The sequence below is a fragment of the Burkholderia sp. Bp8986 genome (assembly GCF_003854225.1).
GTDB lineage: Bacteria > Pseudomonadota > Gammaproteobacteria > Burkholderiales > Burkholderiaceae > Burkholderia.
Genome location: NZ_QTQM01000005.1, coordinates 100,750 through 115,104 on the forward strand (window position 1 = coordinate 100,750; position 14,355 = coordinate 115,104).

Here is a 14,355-nt window from a genome sequence, read left to right on the forward strand (position 1 = left end):
CGTTGCCGGGCCCGCGAACGGAGAGGATTGCGCCGGCAACCGACGGCCGGCGCACGGCGGCTTACTTGGCCGCGCCGCCCTCGAACCAGGCGGCGAGCTTCACGCGCTCGTCGTCGGTCATGTGCGTGACGTTGCCGATCGGCATCGCCTTCAGGCGCACGGCCTGTTCGTAGATGCGTTGCGCGTTCTTCGACACTTCGTCCGGCGTGTCGAACATCACGCCGGCGGGCGCGCTGCCCATCAGCGTCGGCTTGGCCGAGTGGCACTCGACGCAGCGCTGCTGCAGGATCGGCATGATGTCGTTGATCACGATCTTCGGTGCGTTCGCCGCTTGTGCTTCCGGTGCGACCGGCTTCGGCATCGTCCACACCAGCGCGCCCGACAGCAGCGCGACGCCGCCGATCGGCAGGTACCACAGCTGCTTGCCGCGGTGACGCATCACGAAGAACTGACGGATCAGCGCGCCGGCCAGCATGATGAGCACGAGCACGACCCAGTTGAACTTGTTCGTGTACGTCATCGCATAGTGGTTCGACAGCATCGCGAACACGACCGGCAGCGTGAAGTACGTGTTGTGCACCGAGCGCTGCTTGCCGCGCTTGCCGTAGATCGGGTTCGGCTCCTCGCCCTTGAGCATCTTGTCGACCATCTTGCGCTGGCCGGGGATGATCACGAAGAACACGTTCGCCGACATGATCGTCGCGAGCATCGCGCCGACGATCAGGTACGCCGCGCGGCCCGAGAAGATGTGGCACGCGAGGTACGCGGCGACGACGACGTAGAGGCCGACGCAGATGCCCAGCACGCGATCGTTGGTGCCGAGGATGCGGCACAGCGTGTCGTAGACGATCCAGCCGGCCGCGAGGAAGCCGAGCGCGGACGCGACGGCGACCACCGGGCCCATGTCGAGCACGCTCTTGTCGATCAGGTAGGTGTTCGGCGCGAGCAGGTACAGCACGAAGAACAGCGAGAAGCCCGACAGCCAGGTCGTGTACGACGGCCACTTCGACCAGTGCAGGTCATCCGGCATTTCGGGCGGGGCGACCGTGTACTTCTGCATGTTGTAGAAACCGCCGCCGTGGACGTGCCACAGTTCGCCGAACACGCCGCGCTTGCGCTGGTTCGCGTCGGTCGGCGGTTTCAGGCTGTTGTCGAGCGCGACGAAATAGAAGGACTCGCCGATCCACGCAATGGCGACGATGACGTGCAGCCATCGCAGCGCGAGGTTCAGCCAGTCGGTGATGAAGCCTTCCATGAAACTCCTCCAGACTCAGATCGTTGTCTTTGATGCGGGCGCCGATGCGTGTGTCAGCTGCCGCGATAGGTGCTGTACGACCACGGCGACACGAGCAGCGGCACGTGGTAGTGCGATGCGGTGTCGGCGATGCCGAAGCGCAGCACGACGCGGTCGACGAAGCGCGGTTCGGGCACCTTCACGCCGAGCGACGCGAAGTAGTCGCCGGCATGGAACACGAGTTCGTATTCGCCGGTGGCGAGCGCGGCACCTTCGAGCAGGGGTTCGTCGCAGCGGCCGTCGCTATTGGTCAGCACGGTCTTGATCGCGCGGCGCGATTCGCCGTCCAGCGCGTAGAGGTCCACCTTGATGGCGGCGCCGGGACGGCCGTGCGCCGTATCGAGTACGTGGGTAGTGAGCTTTCCCATTCGCAATTGTCCTTGTGTGAATGCGAGGTTCGGCGGCGACTCGATCCATGACTGTGCGGCGGATCGAGGCTCCACGTCACGTGGCTACATACCCGTCGGCGAGATTGAAGCGAGCGCCGTGCAGGCATTGTAAAAAGGTTCCCCGCGCAAATACGGGCGCGATATCAAAGATAATGCGCCGCGCATGAACCGCTGTCGACGGCGGGAAAAAACCCGCCGCGCCGCGCCCGGCGGGCCGCTGCACGGCCCACACGCGTACCATATCGAAACCGTGAAGCGCAGTATTCGGCGTCGCGCATTGTGCGGCGCGCGCGCATCGGCGATCCTCCCGCCGTGCGCGTCGGCCCGGCGGCCGGGGCGCACCCCGAAGACGGCGAGCACGCCGGGTAACCGGGCCAGGGCGTTCGAACGGACGCAGGCACCGGGGCGTGCCGCGAATCAGCGTTCGAACGGCTTTGCGACCGCCCGAAAGGGCTGACCGACGCGGAGAACGCATGAATCCCGAGCAACACCCCGGCGCGCACGCACGCGCGCCGCACCCATCCTCATCCCGCCCGACGACCCTGCTGGTCAAGCACGCCGACGTGCTCGTGACCATGGACGACACGCGCCGCGAACTGCGCGACGCGGGGCTCTATATCGAAGACAACCGGATCGTCGCGGTCGGCCCGAGCGCCGAGTTGCCCGAAACTGCGGACGAAGTGCTCGACCTGCGCGGCCACCTCGTGATCCCGGGGCTCGTGAACACGCACCATCACATGTACCAGAGCCTCACGCGCGCGGTGCCGGCCGCGCAGAACGCGGAGCTGTTCGGCTGGCTCACGAACCTGTACCGGATCTGGGCGCACCTGACGCCCGAGATGATCGAGGTGTCGACGCTGACCGCGATGGCCGAGCTGCTGCAGTCGGGCTGCACGACGTCGAGCGACCATCTGTACATCTATCCGAACGGCAGCCGGCTCGACGACAGCATCGGCGCCGCGCAGCGGATCGGCATGCGCTTTCACGCGAGCCGCGGCGCGATGAGCGTCGGCCAGCGCGACGGCGGGCTGCCGCCCGATTCGGTCGTCGAGCGCGAGCCCGACATCCTGCGCGATGCGCAGCGCCTGATCGAGACCTATCACGACGACGGCCGCTACGCGATGCTGCGGGTGGTCGTCGCGCCGTGCTCGCCGTTCTCGGTGAGCCGCGGCCTGATGCGCGACGCGGCCGTGCTGGCGCGCGACTACGGCGTGTCGCTCCACACGCACCTGGCCGAGAACGTCAACGACATCGCGTACAGCCGCGAGAAGTTCGGGATGACGCCTGCCGAATACGCGGAAGATCTCGGCTGGGTCGGCCACGACGTGTGGCACGCGCACTGCGTGCAGCTCGACGATGCGGGGATCGGCCTGTTCGCGCGCACCGGCACCGGCGTCGCGCACTGTCCGTGCTCGAACATGCGGCTCGCGTCGGGCATCGCGCCGGTGCGGAAGATGCGTCTGGCGGGCGTGCCGGTCGGCCTCGGTGTCGACGGTTCCGCGTCGAACGACGGCGCGCAGATGGTCGCGGAAGTGCGGCAGGCGCTGCTGCTGCAGCGGGTCGGTTTCGGGCCCGATGCGATGACCGCGCGCGAAGCGCTCGAGATCGCGACGCTGGGCGGCGCGAAGGTGCTGAACCGCGACGACATCGGCGCGCTGAAGCCCGGCATGGCCGCGGACTTCGCCGCGTTCGACCTGCGCCAGCCGCTGTTCGCGGGCGCGCTGCACGATCCGGTCGCGGCGCTCGTGTTCTGCGCGCCGTCGCAGACGGCGTACACGGTGGTGAACGGGAAGGTGGTGGTGCGGGAAGGGCGGCTCGCGACGCTCGACCTGCCGCCCGTCATCGAGCGCCACAACGCGCTGGCGCAGGCACTCGTGGAGGCGTCGCGCTGACCGCGTCGACGTGAGGTGAAGGCCGCGCGCCCGCACGCCGCGGATCGGGCGCGCGGCCGTGGCTACGGCTGAGGCTGAAGCTGAAGCCGCCAAGCGCCGCGCCGCGCGTCACCCCGGCCCACCCCGCAACGGCGTGGCCGGCGCGCGCGTCGCATGCGCTTACGCCTCGATCAGCGTGCGGGTCGCTTCGGCGACGAGGCTGCGCAGCCAGCGCACTTCGTCGGAGTAGTGGCAGCGTTCGTGCCACAGCTGGTAATACTGCATCGGCGGGAAGTCGAGCGGTGCCGGCACGACCGACAGCGGCAGGAACTTCGCGTAGTGATCGGCGAACAGGCGCGTCGTCGTGAAGATCAGGTCGGACTTCACCAGCACGTACGGTGCGAGGTTGAAGTACGGCAGCGTGACGACCACGTGACGCTTGAGCCGTTCGCGCGCGAGATGCACGTCGATCGCGCCGCGCTGGCCGACCGAGTACGGCGTCGGCGCGAGATGCGGCGCGTTCAGGTACTGGTCGAGCGTGAGCCCGCCGCGCTTCGCGAACGGGTGCGTGTTGCTCATCAGGCAGACGATTTCGTCGACGAACAGGTTCGACAGGTGCAGTTGCTCGGGCGGCTCGGGCCAGTTGCCGACGACGATGTCGAGCTTGCCGTCTTCCAGCGCGAGCTCGTAATCGAACGCGGGGCCGAGCGAATGGAACTCGAGCGTCGCGTTCGGCGCCGCCTGGCGGAAGCGTTCGACGACGGTCGGCACGAACAGCACGTTCAGGTAGTCGGGGCAGCCGATCCGGTAGCAGCGGATCGACGTGGCCGGGTCGAAATTGTGCTGCTGGAACTTGATGCGCTCGATTTCACGCAGTGCGTTCTGCACCGGCTCGAGCAGGCGCAGCCCGTATTCGGTCGGGACCATGCCGGACTTGCCGCGCACCAGCAGCGGGTCGCCGGTGATGTCGCGCAGGCGCCGCAGCGCGGCGCTGATCGCCGGTTGCGACTGGTTCAGTTTGACGGCCGCGCGCGTGACGCTGCGCTCCATCAACAAGGTGTGCAAGACGCGCAAGAGGTACGTGTCGATCGCCTCGCGTTGCTGACTCATGATTTCTCCGGTTTATATGGCTGGGCTGATCGATGGGGGAGGTGGGTATATGGTTTTTAATATGAACGAAAGTCAGCGTCAAGAGATGGATACCCGCAGACACCCGTCGCCGGGCCTCGCCAAGCGGACTGAAGCGGGCCGAACGGGGAGCGGGTGAAGGGGGCGGAATGCGGGCGTGCGCGGTACCGCGCGGATGCGCATTGCACGCATCCGGTGGTCAGGGCACCGCGCGTGACACGCGTGCGTCAGTCGTCGATGCGCATGCCGACTTTCAGCGTGACCTGCCAGTGGATGACCTGGTCGCCTTCGATGTGGCCGCGCGTTTCGGTCACTTGGAACCAGTGCAGGTTATGCAGCGTCTTGCCGGCTTTCGAGATCGCGTTGCGGATGGCGTCGTCGCACGATTGCCGCGACGAACCGGTCAGTTCGATCAGCTTGTAGACGTGGTCGCTCATGATGCGCTCCCTGGGATGTCGGTGTGTGTGCGGCCGGCGCAAGCGGCGGGCCCGAAGCGGCGCCGCGCGTGTCCGGCTTCTTGAGTGATAGGTATGATGGGCGGCAAGTGCAACCTCAATTGGAGACGAGGAAGATCGTGGAAGTCGGATTTTGCGGACCGGGATTGATGGGCGCGCCGATGATTCGGCATTTGCTGGCGGCGGGCCACCGGGTCAGCGTATGGAACCGCACGCGCGGCAAGGCCGAGGCGCTTGAAAAGGACGGTGCGCAGGTGGTCGACACGCCGCGCGAACTGGCCGAGCGCGTCGACACGGTGTTCGTGTGCGTGCTCGACGGCCGTGCGGTCGGCGACGTCGCGTTCGGCGAGCACGGGCTGTTTGCCGGCGATGCGCATGCACGCCGGCTGAAGCGCATCGTCGATCACTCGAGCATTCCGCCTGCCGCGACGCGCGACTACGCGGCGCGTGCCGCCGCGCTCGGCGTCGGCTGGATCGATGCGCCGGTTTCGGGCGGCGTGCCCGGCGCGCAGGCCGGCACGCTTGCGGTGATGGCGGGCGGCGGCGCCGCCGACCTCGCTGCGGTGCGACCGCTGATCGATACCTACGCGTCGCGCGTCACGCACATGGGCGACGCAGGCGCGGGCCAGACCGCGAAGCTGTGCAACCAGGCGATCGTCACCGCGACGGTGACCGCGATCGCGGAAGCCGTCGGCCTGGCCCAGGCGAGCGGCATCGACGCCGCGCGTCTGGCCGACGCGCTGGCGGGCGGCTGGGCCGATTCGGTGCTGCTGCAGACCTTCGTGCCTCGCATGACGTCAGGCGGTCACCCGCCGATCGGCGCGCTCAGCACGTTCCAGAAGGATGTCGATGCGATCGCCGACGCCGCGCGCGACACGGGCGCGGTGATGCCCGTATCGGCCACGGTGCAGCAGGTGCTGCGCCTGGGCGCCGCGCAGGGGCTTGCCGGCGCCGATTTCGCCGCGTTCATCGACATCGTCCGGCCCGGCAACGGGCGCGGGACGGCGCAGTGAGCGCGCCGCGACGCTGAAGCGGGAAGCCTGAATGGCCGATGGGCCACCCGGAGGCGGCCCATCGTGTCGGTGTCGGTTCAGCCGAGGGAGCGCGGTGTCGTGTCGCCGGCGTTCTGGCGTCCGAGCCCGCCACGCAGGCTCGCTTTCGTGCCTGCACCAAATTCGGGCAGGATACGCGCGCGGGCGCGGCTCGCGAACACGAGGAAGCCGAAGCCGTTCGCCTCGTACCAGTACCCGCCGTTCTCGAGGCCGTCGAGCGGCTGTTCGAGTGCGTTGGCGATCGATTCGAGGCAGCGCTTGCGCAGTTCGGCGATGGCCGGATAGGGCGGCTGTGCGCCGCGCACGCTGCACAGAAGCACGTCGAGGCCGGGTAGCACGTGCGCATAGAGGACGGGTTCGTCCTGCGCACGGGCGCGGGCAATCTTGGTGTCGAGCTGCGCGAACGGTTTCGAATGGCGCAATACCGCGAGGAAGGACTCCTGGCCATCCTGTTGCGCACGTCGACGTTTTTTCGGGAAGGACATAAACACTCGCCTGAAAAACAATTGCAAGAAATGCGGCACTTTCATGCGACCCACTCCCGGCTATGTACGCCGCATGTCGATCCTTTATAGCACACGAAAATGCTGCACTCCGCACTCGTGCGGTACGACGATCAATGTCTCCCGTCGACCCGCATGCCACGATGATCGACACAGCCAGCGTCTTGGCGCCCGTACTGTCGTTTAGTCTCCATCATAGACCTGCTTTTCCCGCGCGTGCATTCGCGCGTCACAAAAAAGTGAGATAGGCGCTCGCACGACGGTGCACGATGCGTGCCCATGAAAAAGGCCCGCACATGGCGGGCCCGGCAGTCGCAGCGTGGCGCGGTGCTCAGCGTTGCTTGAGCGAATCGCGGATCTCGCGCAGCAGCACGATGTCTTCCGGCGTCGCGGCCGGCGCCGCTTCTTCCGGCTTGCGCAGCTTGTTGATGAATTTCACCATCAGGAAGATGATGAACGCGAGGATCACGAAGTTGATCGCCACGGTGATGAACGAGCCGTAGCCGAATGCGGCGACGCCCGCGGCCTGCAGGTCCTTGAACGAATCGGGATTACCCTTGAACGTCGGGGGGATGGTGCCGAGCAGAACGAACTTGTTCGAGAAATCCAGACCGCCCGTCAGCACGCCGATGACCGGCATGATGAGGTCTTTCACGACCGAGTCGACGATCTTCGAGAAAGCGCCGCCGATGATCACGCCGACGGCGAGATCCATCACGTTGCCTTTGACGGCGAACTCCTTGAATTCCTTGATTATGCTCATGAGCGGCTTTCTCCTGGTTGGGCGAGAGGAGGCGTGCCGCGACGCGCAGGGCTGCGAAGCGTCTGATGGGTCGGATCGGGGGCACGCCGATGGCCGCATGATAGCGAACGTGCCCCATTGCCGGTAGCCCATCTTGAAATGATTAACAAATCACCGGGCCGGCGCGAGTGGAAATGAAAGAAAGCGCGGGGGCGGGCGCGGCGCGATGCGTCGACGCCCGCGCGAGCCATGCTCAGGTGTTGTCGTCGGTCCAGCCGTCGTCGTTGCTGCCGAGATCGACGCCGCCGCCGCCATTGCCGTCGCTCCAGTTCGAATCGTCGCCGCGGCCGAGGTCGAAGCCCGGATCGTTGTTCTCCTGGCGCCGGCGCTGGTCGTCGACGATCACGTCGCGTTCGACTACGCGTTCGCGGCCGCCGGACATCGCTTCGCCGAGCAGCACGCCGGTCAGCAGCCCGCCCATTCCGCTGCCGAAACCGCCGCCTTGCTGAACCACGACGGGCGGCTGCTGTTGCGGATACGGTTGCGGCGGATACGGCTGTTGCGGGTACGGTTGCTGCTGATACGGCTGCCCTTGCATGCCGGTCACGCGATCGGCTTCCTGCGCATACACGGAGCCGCTGCCGTTCGCGGGCGCAGCGGGCGGCGCGCTCGGATCGGGGCGGCCTTCGACGCGCGCCTTCACGCTCGCATGCCGCTGTTCGAGTTCGTCGATGCGATACGGCGGCACCGGGTTCTTGCCGTTCGACAGCGCTTCGACGAGCGCGCGTGCATCGGTCTCGATGCCTTCGAGTTCGCTGGTGAGCGCGGCGGCACCGGGCGCCGTCGACAGTTTCGCGTCGAGTTTCAGCGGACGGATGTCGTTCAGCACGTCGGTCGCGCGTTTCAACTGCGCGCGGCGTTCGTCGCCGGTACGGCTGTCGTCGGCCGAGCGTGCGCGCCGCAACGTCCAGCGCAGCACCAGCGCGATGACCGCGACGAGCAGCCCGAGGCCGATCCACATGCTGGTCGACGGACCGTGTTTCGCAACCGGCGCGGCAGGTGCGAGCGACGACTGCAACGAACCGGCCTGCGTGGCCGACGGTGCGTTGCCGCTCGCGCCGCTCACGCGCGCGGCGTCGGCGCGAATGCGCGATTCGGTCTGCGCGAAATGCGACGCGTCGGTGAAGCGCAGTTGCGGATCGAGCGACTTCGCCCGCTGCAGTTGCGCGAGCGCGTCGGACGCGCGGCCTTCGCGGTCCAGCACCTGTGCGTACAGATAGCGCGCATGCGCATTGTTCGGATGGGCGTCGATGACTTGCGACAGCTGCGTGTCGGCGCGCTGCCAGTCACGTTGCGCGATCGACTGCTCGACTTGCTGCAGCGACGGAACCGCAAAGGCGGCGGACGACAGCAGCATCAGCGAGAAGCCGAGTGCGGCGAGAGATTTCTTCATGGTCGAACCGGGCGCGGGCGCCCGTCTCCTGACGATCGGTGCGCGCCGCGCGCCCGGCGGGCCGCGGCGCGGTTGCCTGCCGTTACTGCGCGGGCGTGTCGAGCTGCTTCTTCAGCGCGGCGAGGCGGTCCTCGACCGACGGGCCCTTGTTCAGCGCGGCGAGCTTGTCGTCGAGCGCCTTGCCGCTCGACGTGTCGGCCGAATTCAGGCGGGCGTCCGAACGCGCATTCTGCAGCGCGACCTTGTCCTCGAGCTTCTGGAAGTCCTCGGACAGGTTCTTGCCGCCGATGCCGCCCAACGCGCTTGCCGCGACATCCTTCGCCTGCGCGATTTCCTGCTTGGCCTGCAGGATGTTCGAGCGTGCGTTCAGGTCGTTGCGGCGCTGACGCATGTCGGCGATCTGCCCCTTCAGCTTGTCGACCGACGGCTCGAGCGTCGTCAGTTCGGCCGCGAGCGCATCGCGCTCGGCTTCGGCGTTCGACTGCGCGGCGAGCGCCTCGCGTGCGAGCGCTTCGTCGCCCGCCTGCAGCGCGCGCTTCGCGCCGTCCTCGTACTTCTTCACCTTGTCGTCGGCCGCATCGCGCTTGCTGCGCTGGGTCGCGACTTGTGCCTCGATCTCGATCAGCGAATTCTCGGCACGGCCGATGCTGTCGTCGAGCTCCCGCACGATCTGCCGTGCGTCGCGCGACGGATCCTGTACCGAGTCGGCCGCATCGTTCAGCAGGCCTTTGATCGTGCGCGAAACAGAGTCGAAAAGCGACATGAAATCCTCCGTGGTTGAAAGGTGCCGCGTCGGCGGCAATGCCCGTCGCGAATCGGTTCCGACCCGCGTGAGCCGGCGGATATTACACCGCCGGCCCCTTAAATACGGCTTAAGCGCCGGAGTTCAAGCGCCGTGCGTGTGCAGGTTTCCACCTTTCGCATCTGAAAGAAACGCCGCGGCACGCACCGGGTCGCGAGTCCATGATAGGCGGAGCATGGCGCCAATACGTTCCGCAATTCATGCTTGTGCGGGAATTTTTACAAAAAATCGCGAAGCCGATCGGTCGATTTCATTAAAATGCGCTGTCACGTCGCGGGAACGGATCGCCGCGCGGCGGGGTCTGTCGACGTGACAGTTGCCACGATGCACCCACTCTGATTCATCCGCTTGCATTTTCCGCATGCGTCCGAGGGCGCCACGCCGCCCGCCATTCCGACATGCCAATCATCAAACGACCGTCTTCTCCTTCCGACCGGAACGAACCTCACTACACGTTGCGCCGTTCGCCCTCGGGGGCCTATTACCCCGATGACGACGAGCGCGGCGACGACCGGCGCGCGCAGCGCCGCGGCGGCGGGGACGGCGCGCGCCGCTCGTTCGGCTCGCGCGTCGCGCTGTGGTTCGTCGGCCTGATCGCGACGCTCGCGATCGTCGGTGCGCTGATCGTCGGCTACGCGCTCGTCGTGATGGCGCCGCAACTGCCGTCGCTCGATGCGCTGACCAACTACCAGCCGAAGGTGCCGCTGCGCGTGTTCAGCGCCGATCACGTGCTGATCGGCGAGTTCGGCGAGGAGCGCCGCAGCCTCGTGCGCTTCCAGGACATTCCCGACGTGATGAAGAAGGCGGTGCTCGCGATCGAGGACTACCGCTTCTACGAACACGGCGGCGTGGACTTCCTCGGCATCCTGCGCGCCGGCGTGGCCGACCTGATGCACGGTGGCGCGCGCCAGGGCGCGAGCACGATCACGATGCAGGTCGCGCGCAACTTCTTCCTGTCGAGCGAGAAGACGTATACGCGCAAGATCTACGAGATGCTGCTCGCGTACAAGATCGAGAAGGCGCTGACGAAGGACCAGATCCTCGAGCTGTACATGAACCAGATCTACCTGGGCCAGCGCTCGTACGGTTTCGCGGCCGCCGCGCGCGTGTATTTCGGCAAGGACCTGAAGGACATCACGCTCGCCGAGGCGGCGATGCTCGCGGGGCTGCCGAAGGCGCCGTCCGCGTACAACCCGGTCGTCAATCCGAAGCGCGCGAAGGTGCGCCAGGAGTACATCCTGAAGCGCATGCTCGAGATCGGCTACATCACGCAGCCGCAGTACGACCAGGCGGTGAAGGAAGAGATCCGCGTGCGCACGCCGGGCAACCAGTACGCGGTGCACGGCGAATACGTCGCCGAGATGGTGCGGCAGATGATGTACCAGCAGTACAAGGACGAAACCTATACGCGCGGGCTGACCGTCACGACGACGATCAACTCGGCCGACCAGGAAGCCGCGTACCAGGCCGTGCGCCGCGGCATTCTCGATTACGAGCGCCGTCACGGCTATCGCGGTCCGGAAGGCTCGATCAACCTGCCGGCGGCCGGCGACGATCGCGACGAGGCGATCGACGACGCGCTCGCCGATCACCCGGACAACGGCGACCTGCAGTCGGCGGTGGTGTTGTCGGCGTCGCCGAACGCGGTCGAGGTGCAGTTCGTCGGCGGCGCCACGACGACGATCGGCCCGGCCGGGCTGCGCTTCGTGTCGGCTGCGCTGAGCCCGCGCGCGAACGCGACGCTGCACATCAAGCCGGGCTCGATCGTGCGCGTGCTGAAGGACGGCAAGACGGGCTGGCAGATCGTGCAGCTGCCGCAGGTCGAAGGCGCGCTCGTCGCGATCGCGCCGCAGGACGGTGCGATCCGTTCGCTCGTCGGCGGCTTCGACTTCAACAAGAGCAAGTTCAACCACGTGACGCAGGCGTGGCGTCAGCCGGGTTCGTCGTTCAAGCCGTTCATTTATTCGGCGTCGCTCGACAAGGGCCTCGGGCCGGCGACGATCATCAACGATGCGCCGCTGTACTTCCCGCCGAGCGTGCCGGGCGGCACCGCGTGGGAACCGAAGGACGACGACCAGCCCGACGGCCCGATGTCGATGCGCACCGGCCTGCAGCGTTCGAAGAACCTCGTGTCGATCCGGATCCTCGCGTCGATCGGCACGCAGTACGCGCAGGAGTACGTGACGCAGCGCTTCGGCTTCGATCCGGCGAAGACGCCGCCGTACCTGCCGATGGCGCTCGGCGCCGGCCTCGTGACGCCGCTGCAGCTCGCGACCGGCTATGCGGTCTTCGCGAACGGCGGCTACAAGGTCGATCCGTACCTGATCGCCGAAGTCGACGACGCGCGCGGCCAGCCGCTGCAGAAATCGCAGCCGGTGATCGCCGGCGGCACCGCGCCGCGCACGATCGAAGGCCGCAACGCATACGTGATGAACAGCCTGCTGCACACGGTCGCGACGGCCGGTACGGGCGCGGGCACCAACGCGCTCGGCCGCAGCGACCTGCAGGGCAAGACGGGCACGACGAACGATGCGAAGGACGGCTGGTTCGCCGGGTATCAGCAGTCGCTCGTCGCGGTCGCGTGGATGGGCTTCGACCAGCCGAAGAGCCTCGGTAGCCGCGAATTCGGCGCGCAGCTCGCGTTGCCGATCTGGGTGAACTACATGCGCACCGCGCTGAACGGCGTGCCCGAGCAGCAGATGCCGATGCCGGACGGCCTGACCTCGATCGACGGCGAGCTGTACTACGCCGATCGCACGCCGGGCAACGGCTTCGTCGGCAGCGTGGACATCAACCCGGCCGCGAATGCGATCAGCGCGAACGACGCGCTCGGCTCGGCCGGCTCGGAGGGGCTCGCGCCGCCGCCCGTCACGCAGCAGGAGAAGCAGCAGATCATGGACATGTTCGAGAACAAGTAAGCGATACGCGGATGTGTCGCATGCGGCGGGCGCCTTCGGGCGCCCGTTTTCTTATGTGTCGTCGCGTTCGCGCGTCAGCCGGGAAGGACGAATCAGAACGACGCGCAGGCCGGTACGAGCGTGATGCCGACCGAGTCCTGCCGGAAGCGCTCGCGGTACGCGTGCCGGATCGCCGCGAGCCGCGCGTGCGTATCGGCGGTGTCGTCGGCGACGATACGGACCACGAAACTCGCTTCGCCGATGATCCGGCCGGTGGCGCGGTCGCGCCATTGGCCGCGGGTGTCCCAGACCGTGAAACCGTCCGGAAAGCGCGGCGTGACGACCTCGGCGAGGAAGGCCGCGCGTTCCGTTTCGGTGACGGGGCCGCGTCCCGCGATATCGCGCCCGAACAGCAGGTCGGCCTGCAGCATCCGGTGCATGTCCGGCCGCAGGCAGCCAACGGAAGCGTCGACGACGGGCGAGGGCGGGGCCGCGCAACCGGCAAGCAGCGCGACGGCTGCCGCGCCGATCATCTGCCGCGTACGACGTTGCCACGCCGCGGGCCATGCGTTCGACGGCGCCATCTGCCTATTTCGCGTCCGGCGCGCTTTGCGCGCGTAAAACGCTGCGCGCTCAACCACTTGCGTGCTTGTCCGGCGGGTTATCAACAGGGCTGTCAACATAAACTGGGGATAACCCTGAGTATCGTGCGCGGGTTCAGTGCTGCAGTTTTGCGTGCGCGAGATGCATGCCGAGCGTCGCGGGATCGGTGTTCGTGCCCGACAGCAGCACGCCGACCCGCTTGCCCTGCAGCGTTTCGCGCAGCGGGCCGAGCAGCGCCGCGAGCGCCGCCGCGCACGCCGGTTCGACCGACAGCTTCAATTGCGAGAACAGGAACAACATCGCCGCGCGCAGCGCGTCGTCGGACACCGTGACGATGCGGTCGACGTGGCGCCGGCACAGCTGGTAGCTGTACTCCTCGGTGTGCGGCGCCATCAGCGAGTCGGCGATGGTCTGCATCGCGCTCATCTGGATCGTGTGATTCGCCGCGAAGCTGCGGCTCATCGCGTCGGCGCCTTCCGGCTCGACGCCGTACACGTGCACGCGCGGATTCGCGAGCCGCAGCGCGGTCGCCATGCCGGCCGCGAGCCCGCCGCCGCCGATCGGCACGATCACCGCGTCGAGATCGGGCGTCTGCGTCGCCCATTCGTAGCCGAGCGTCGCGGTGCCGAGAATCGTGTGATAGCCATTGAACGGATGGATGAAGAAGCGACCTTCCTCGGCCTCGATCCGCCGCACGACGTCGAATGCCTGCGACGCGCTGCCGGCGAGCACGACTTCCGCGCGGTACTGCTTGCACTGCGCGATGCGCGCCGGGCTCGCGGTATGGAACATCACGACCTTCGCGCTGCTGCCGAGCCGCATCGCCGCATACGCGACGGCCGCCGCGTGATTGCCGGCCGACACGCACGTGACGCCGGCGTTCTTGCGCGCTTCGTCGAGGGCCAGCAGGTTCGTGAACGCACCGCGCGCCTTGAAGCTGCCGCTCACCTGCAGCAGCTCGAACTTGAAGTTGACGTGCGTGCCCTCGAGGGACGGCAGGTCGGCACGCTCGAACACGGGCGTGCGCGCGACCCACGGCGACAACGCGAAATGCTGCGCGGCGATTTCGTCGAGCGTCGGAATCGGTTCGCCGTCGATCGTCGTATGGGCAGTGCGCTGTTGGTCAGTCGACATGACGTGGCGGGTGGCGGGAGGGGGCCGGCCCG

General features: G+C 67.3%; 13 protein-coding genes. 3 read left to right on the top strand and 10 right to left on the bottom strand.

Features of this window, described 5'->3' with window-relative positions; translation table 11 throughout:
* Nucleotides 1-61: 61 nt before the first annotated feature.
* Together DID99_RS07375 and uraH are read right to left on the bottom strand one after the other, a co-directional pair.
* Nucleotides 62-1,255, bottom strand: a complete 1,194-nt coding sequence (locus DID99_RS07375) for a urate hydroxylase PuuD (RefSeq protein WP_124570218.1) — start codon at nucleotides 1,253-1,255, stop codon at nucleotides 62-64.
* Nucleotides 1,256-1,308: 53 nt separating this feature from the next.
* On the bottom strand, nucleotides 1,309-1,662 hold the full coding sequence (gene uraH, locus DID99_RS07380; RefSeq protein WP_124666431.1) for a hydroxyisourate hydrolase: 354 nt from the start codon (nucleotides 1,660-1,662) through the stop codon (nucleotides 1,309-1,311).
* 494 nt (nucleotides 1,663-2,156) lie between these two features.
* On the opposite strand from uraH, the gene DID99_RS07390 reads away from it, so the two are divergent.
* Complete coding sequence (locus DID99_RS07390; RefSeq protein WP_124666433.1) at nucleotides 2,157-3,575, top strand: 8-oxoguanine deaminase; 1,419 nt, start codon at nucleotides 2,157-2,159, stop codon at nucleotides 3,573-3,575.
* Nucleotides 3,576-3,734: 159 nt separating this feature from the next.
* Here the strand turns inward: DID99_RS07390 and DID99_RS07395 are convergent, their stop codons facing one another.
* Together DID99_RS07395 and DID99_RS07400 are read right to left on the bottom strand one after the other, a co-directional pair.
* Nucleotides 3,735-4,664 carry a LysR substrate-binding domain-containing protein gene (locus tag DID99_RS07395; protein WP_006762467.1) on the bottom strand — a complete coding sequence of 310 codons (930 nt, stop codon included), beginning with the start codon at nucleotides 4,662-4,664 and terminating at the stop codon, nucleotides 3,735-3,737.
* Nucleotides 4,665-4,909: 245 nt separating this feature from the next.
* On the bottom strand, nucleotides 4,910-5,119 hold the full coding sequence (locus DID99_RS07400; protein WP_006755984.1) for a dodecin: 210 nt from the start codon (nucleotides 5,117-5,119) through the stop codon (nucleotides 4,910-4,912).
* Nucleotides 5,120-5,256: 137 nt separating this feature from the next.
* Between DID99_RS07400 and DID99_RS07405 the strand changes: the two genes are divergently transcribed.
* The gene (locus DID99_RS07405; RefSeq protein ID WP_124570284.1) at nucleotides 5,257-6,150 is read left to right on the top strand and encodes an NAD(P)-dependent oxidoreductase; all 894 of its coding nucleotides are present in this window, start codon (nucleotides 5,257-5,259) and stop codon (nucleotides 6,148-6,150) included.
* Between the two features lie 77 nt (nucleotides 6,151-6,227).
* Here the strand turns inward: DID99_RS07405 and DID99_RS07410 are convergent, their stop codons facing one another.
* The 4 genes from DID99_RS07410 to DID99_RS07425 form a co-directional block, all read right to left on the bottom strand.
* Complete coding sequence (locus tag DID99_RS07410) at nucleotides 6,228-6,674, bottom strand: hypothetical protein (RefSeq protein WP_185500383.1); 447 nt, start codon at nucleotides 6,672-6,674, stop codon at nucleotides 6,228-6,230.
* A gap of 349 nt (nucleotides 6,675-7,023) precedes the next feature.
* Nucleotides 7,024-7,455, bottom strand: a complete 432-nt coding sequence (gene mscL / locus DID99_RS07415) for a large conductance mechanosensitive channel protein MscL (RefSeq protein ID WP_006760677.1) — start codon at nucleotides 7,453-7,455, stop codon at nucleotides 7,024-7,026.
* A 232-nt stretch (nucleotides 7,456-7,687) separates the two neighbouring features.
* Nucleotides 7,688-8,887, bottom strand: coding sequence for a tetratricopeptide repeat protein (locus DID99_RS07420; RefSeq protein ID WP_124666434.1), 1,200 nt, complete (start codon nucleotides 8,885-8,887; stop codon nucleotides 7,688-7,690).
* A gap of 82 nt (nucleotides 8,888-8,969) precedes the next feature.
* Nucleotides 8,970-9,650, bottom strand: a complete 681-nt coding sequence (locus DID99_RS07425) for a PspA/IM30 family protein (protein ID WP_044843730.1) — start codon at nucleotides 9,648-9,650, stop codon at nucleotides 8,970-8,972.
* 437 nt (nucleotides 9,651-10,087) lie between these two features.
* Here DID99_RS07425 and DID99_RS07430 point away from each other — a divergent pair, with 437 nt between their 5' ends.
* The gene (locus DID99_RS07430) at nucleotides 10,088-12,607 is read left to right on the top strand and encodes a penicillin-binding protein 1A (protein WP_124486218.1); all 2,520 of its coding nucleotides are present in this window, start codon (nucleotides 10,088-10,090) and stop codon (nucleotides 12,605-12,607) included.
* Between the two features lie 92 nt (nucleotides 12,608-12,699).
* Here DID99_RS07430 and DID99_RS07435 read toward each other — a convergent pair whose 3' ends face one another.
* Nucleotides 12,700-13,170: a DUF3574 domain-containing protein gene (locus DID99_RS07435; protein WP_260444561.1), complete on the bottom strand. Its 471-nt coding sequence runs from the start codon at nucleotides 13,168-13,170 to the stop codon at nucleotides 12,700-12,702.
* Nucleotides 13,171-13,303: 133 nt separating this feature from the next.
* Nucleotides 13,304-14,323: a threonine/serine dehydratase gene (locus DID99_RS07440; RefSeq protein WP_044843727.1), complete on the bottom strand. Its 1,020-nt coding sequence runs from the start codon at nucleotides 14,321-14,323 to the stop codon at nucleotides 13,304-13,306.
* Between the last annotated feature and the right edge of the window lie 32 nt (nucleotides 14,324-14,355).

What these genes read in the sequence shown, in the direction of transcription:
- DID99_RS07375 (WP_124570218.1), bottom strand. Translation starts at nt 1,255, where the DNA reads ATGGAAGGCTTCATCACCGACTGGCTGAACCTCGCGCTGCGATGGCTG.
- uraH (WP_124666431.1), bottom strand. Translation starts at nt 1,662, where the DNA reads ATGGGAAAGCTCACTACCCACGTACTCGATACGGCGCACGGCCGTCCC.
- DID99_RS07390 (WP_124666433.1), top strand. Translation starts at nt 2,157, where the DNA reads ATGAATCCCGAGCAACACCCCGGCGCGCACGCACGCGCGCCGCACCCA.
- DID99_RS07395 (WP_006762467.1), bottom strand. Translation starts at nt 4,664, where the DNA reads ATGAGTCAGCAACGCGAGGCGATCGACACGTACCTCTTGCGCGTCTTG.
- DID99_RS07400 (WP_006755984.1), bottom strand. Translation starts at nt 5,119, where the DNA reads ATGAGCGACCACGTCTACAAGCTGATCGAACTGACCGGTTCGTCGCGG.
- DID99_RS07410 (WP_185500383.1), bottom strand. Translation starts at nt 6,674, where the DNA reads ATGTCCTTCCCGAAAAAACGTCGACGTGCGCAACAGGATGGCCAGGAG.
- mscL (WP_006760677.1), bottom strand. Translation starts at nt 7,455, where the DNA reads ATGAGCATAATCAAGGAATTCAAGGAGTTCGCCGTCAAAGGCAACGTG.
- DID99_RS07420 (WP_124666434.1), bottom strand. Translation starts at nt 8,887, where the DNA reads ATGAAGAAATCTCTCGCCGCACTCGGCTTCTCGCTGATGCTGCTGTCG.
- DID99_RS07425 (WP_044843730.1), bottom strand. Translation starts at nt 9,650, where the DNA reads ATGTCGCTTTTCGACTCTGTTTCGCGCACGATCAAAGGCCTGCTGAAC.
- DID99_RS07430 (WP_124486218.1), top strand. Translation starts at nt 10,088, where the DNA reads ATGCCAATCATCAAACGACCGTCTTCTCCTTCCGACCGGAACGAACCT.
- DID99_RS07435 (WP_260444561.1), bottom strand. Translation starts at nt 13,170, where the DNA reads ATGGCGCCGTCGAACGCATGGCCCGCGGCGTGGCAACGTCGTACGCGG.
- DID99_RS07440 (WP_044843727.1), bottom strand. Translation starts at nt 14,323, where the DNA reads ATGTCGACTGACCAACAGCGCACTGCCCATACGACGATCGACGGCGAA.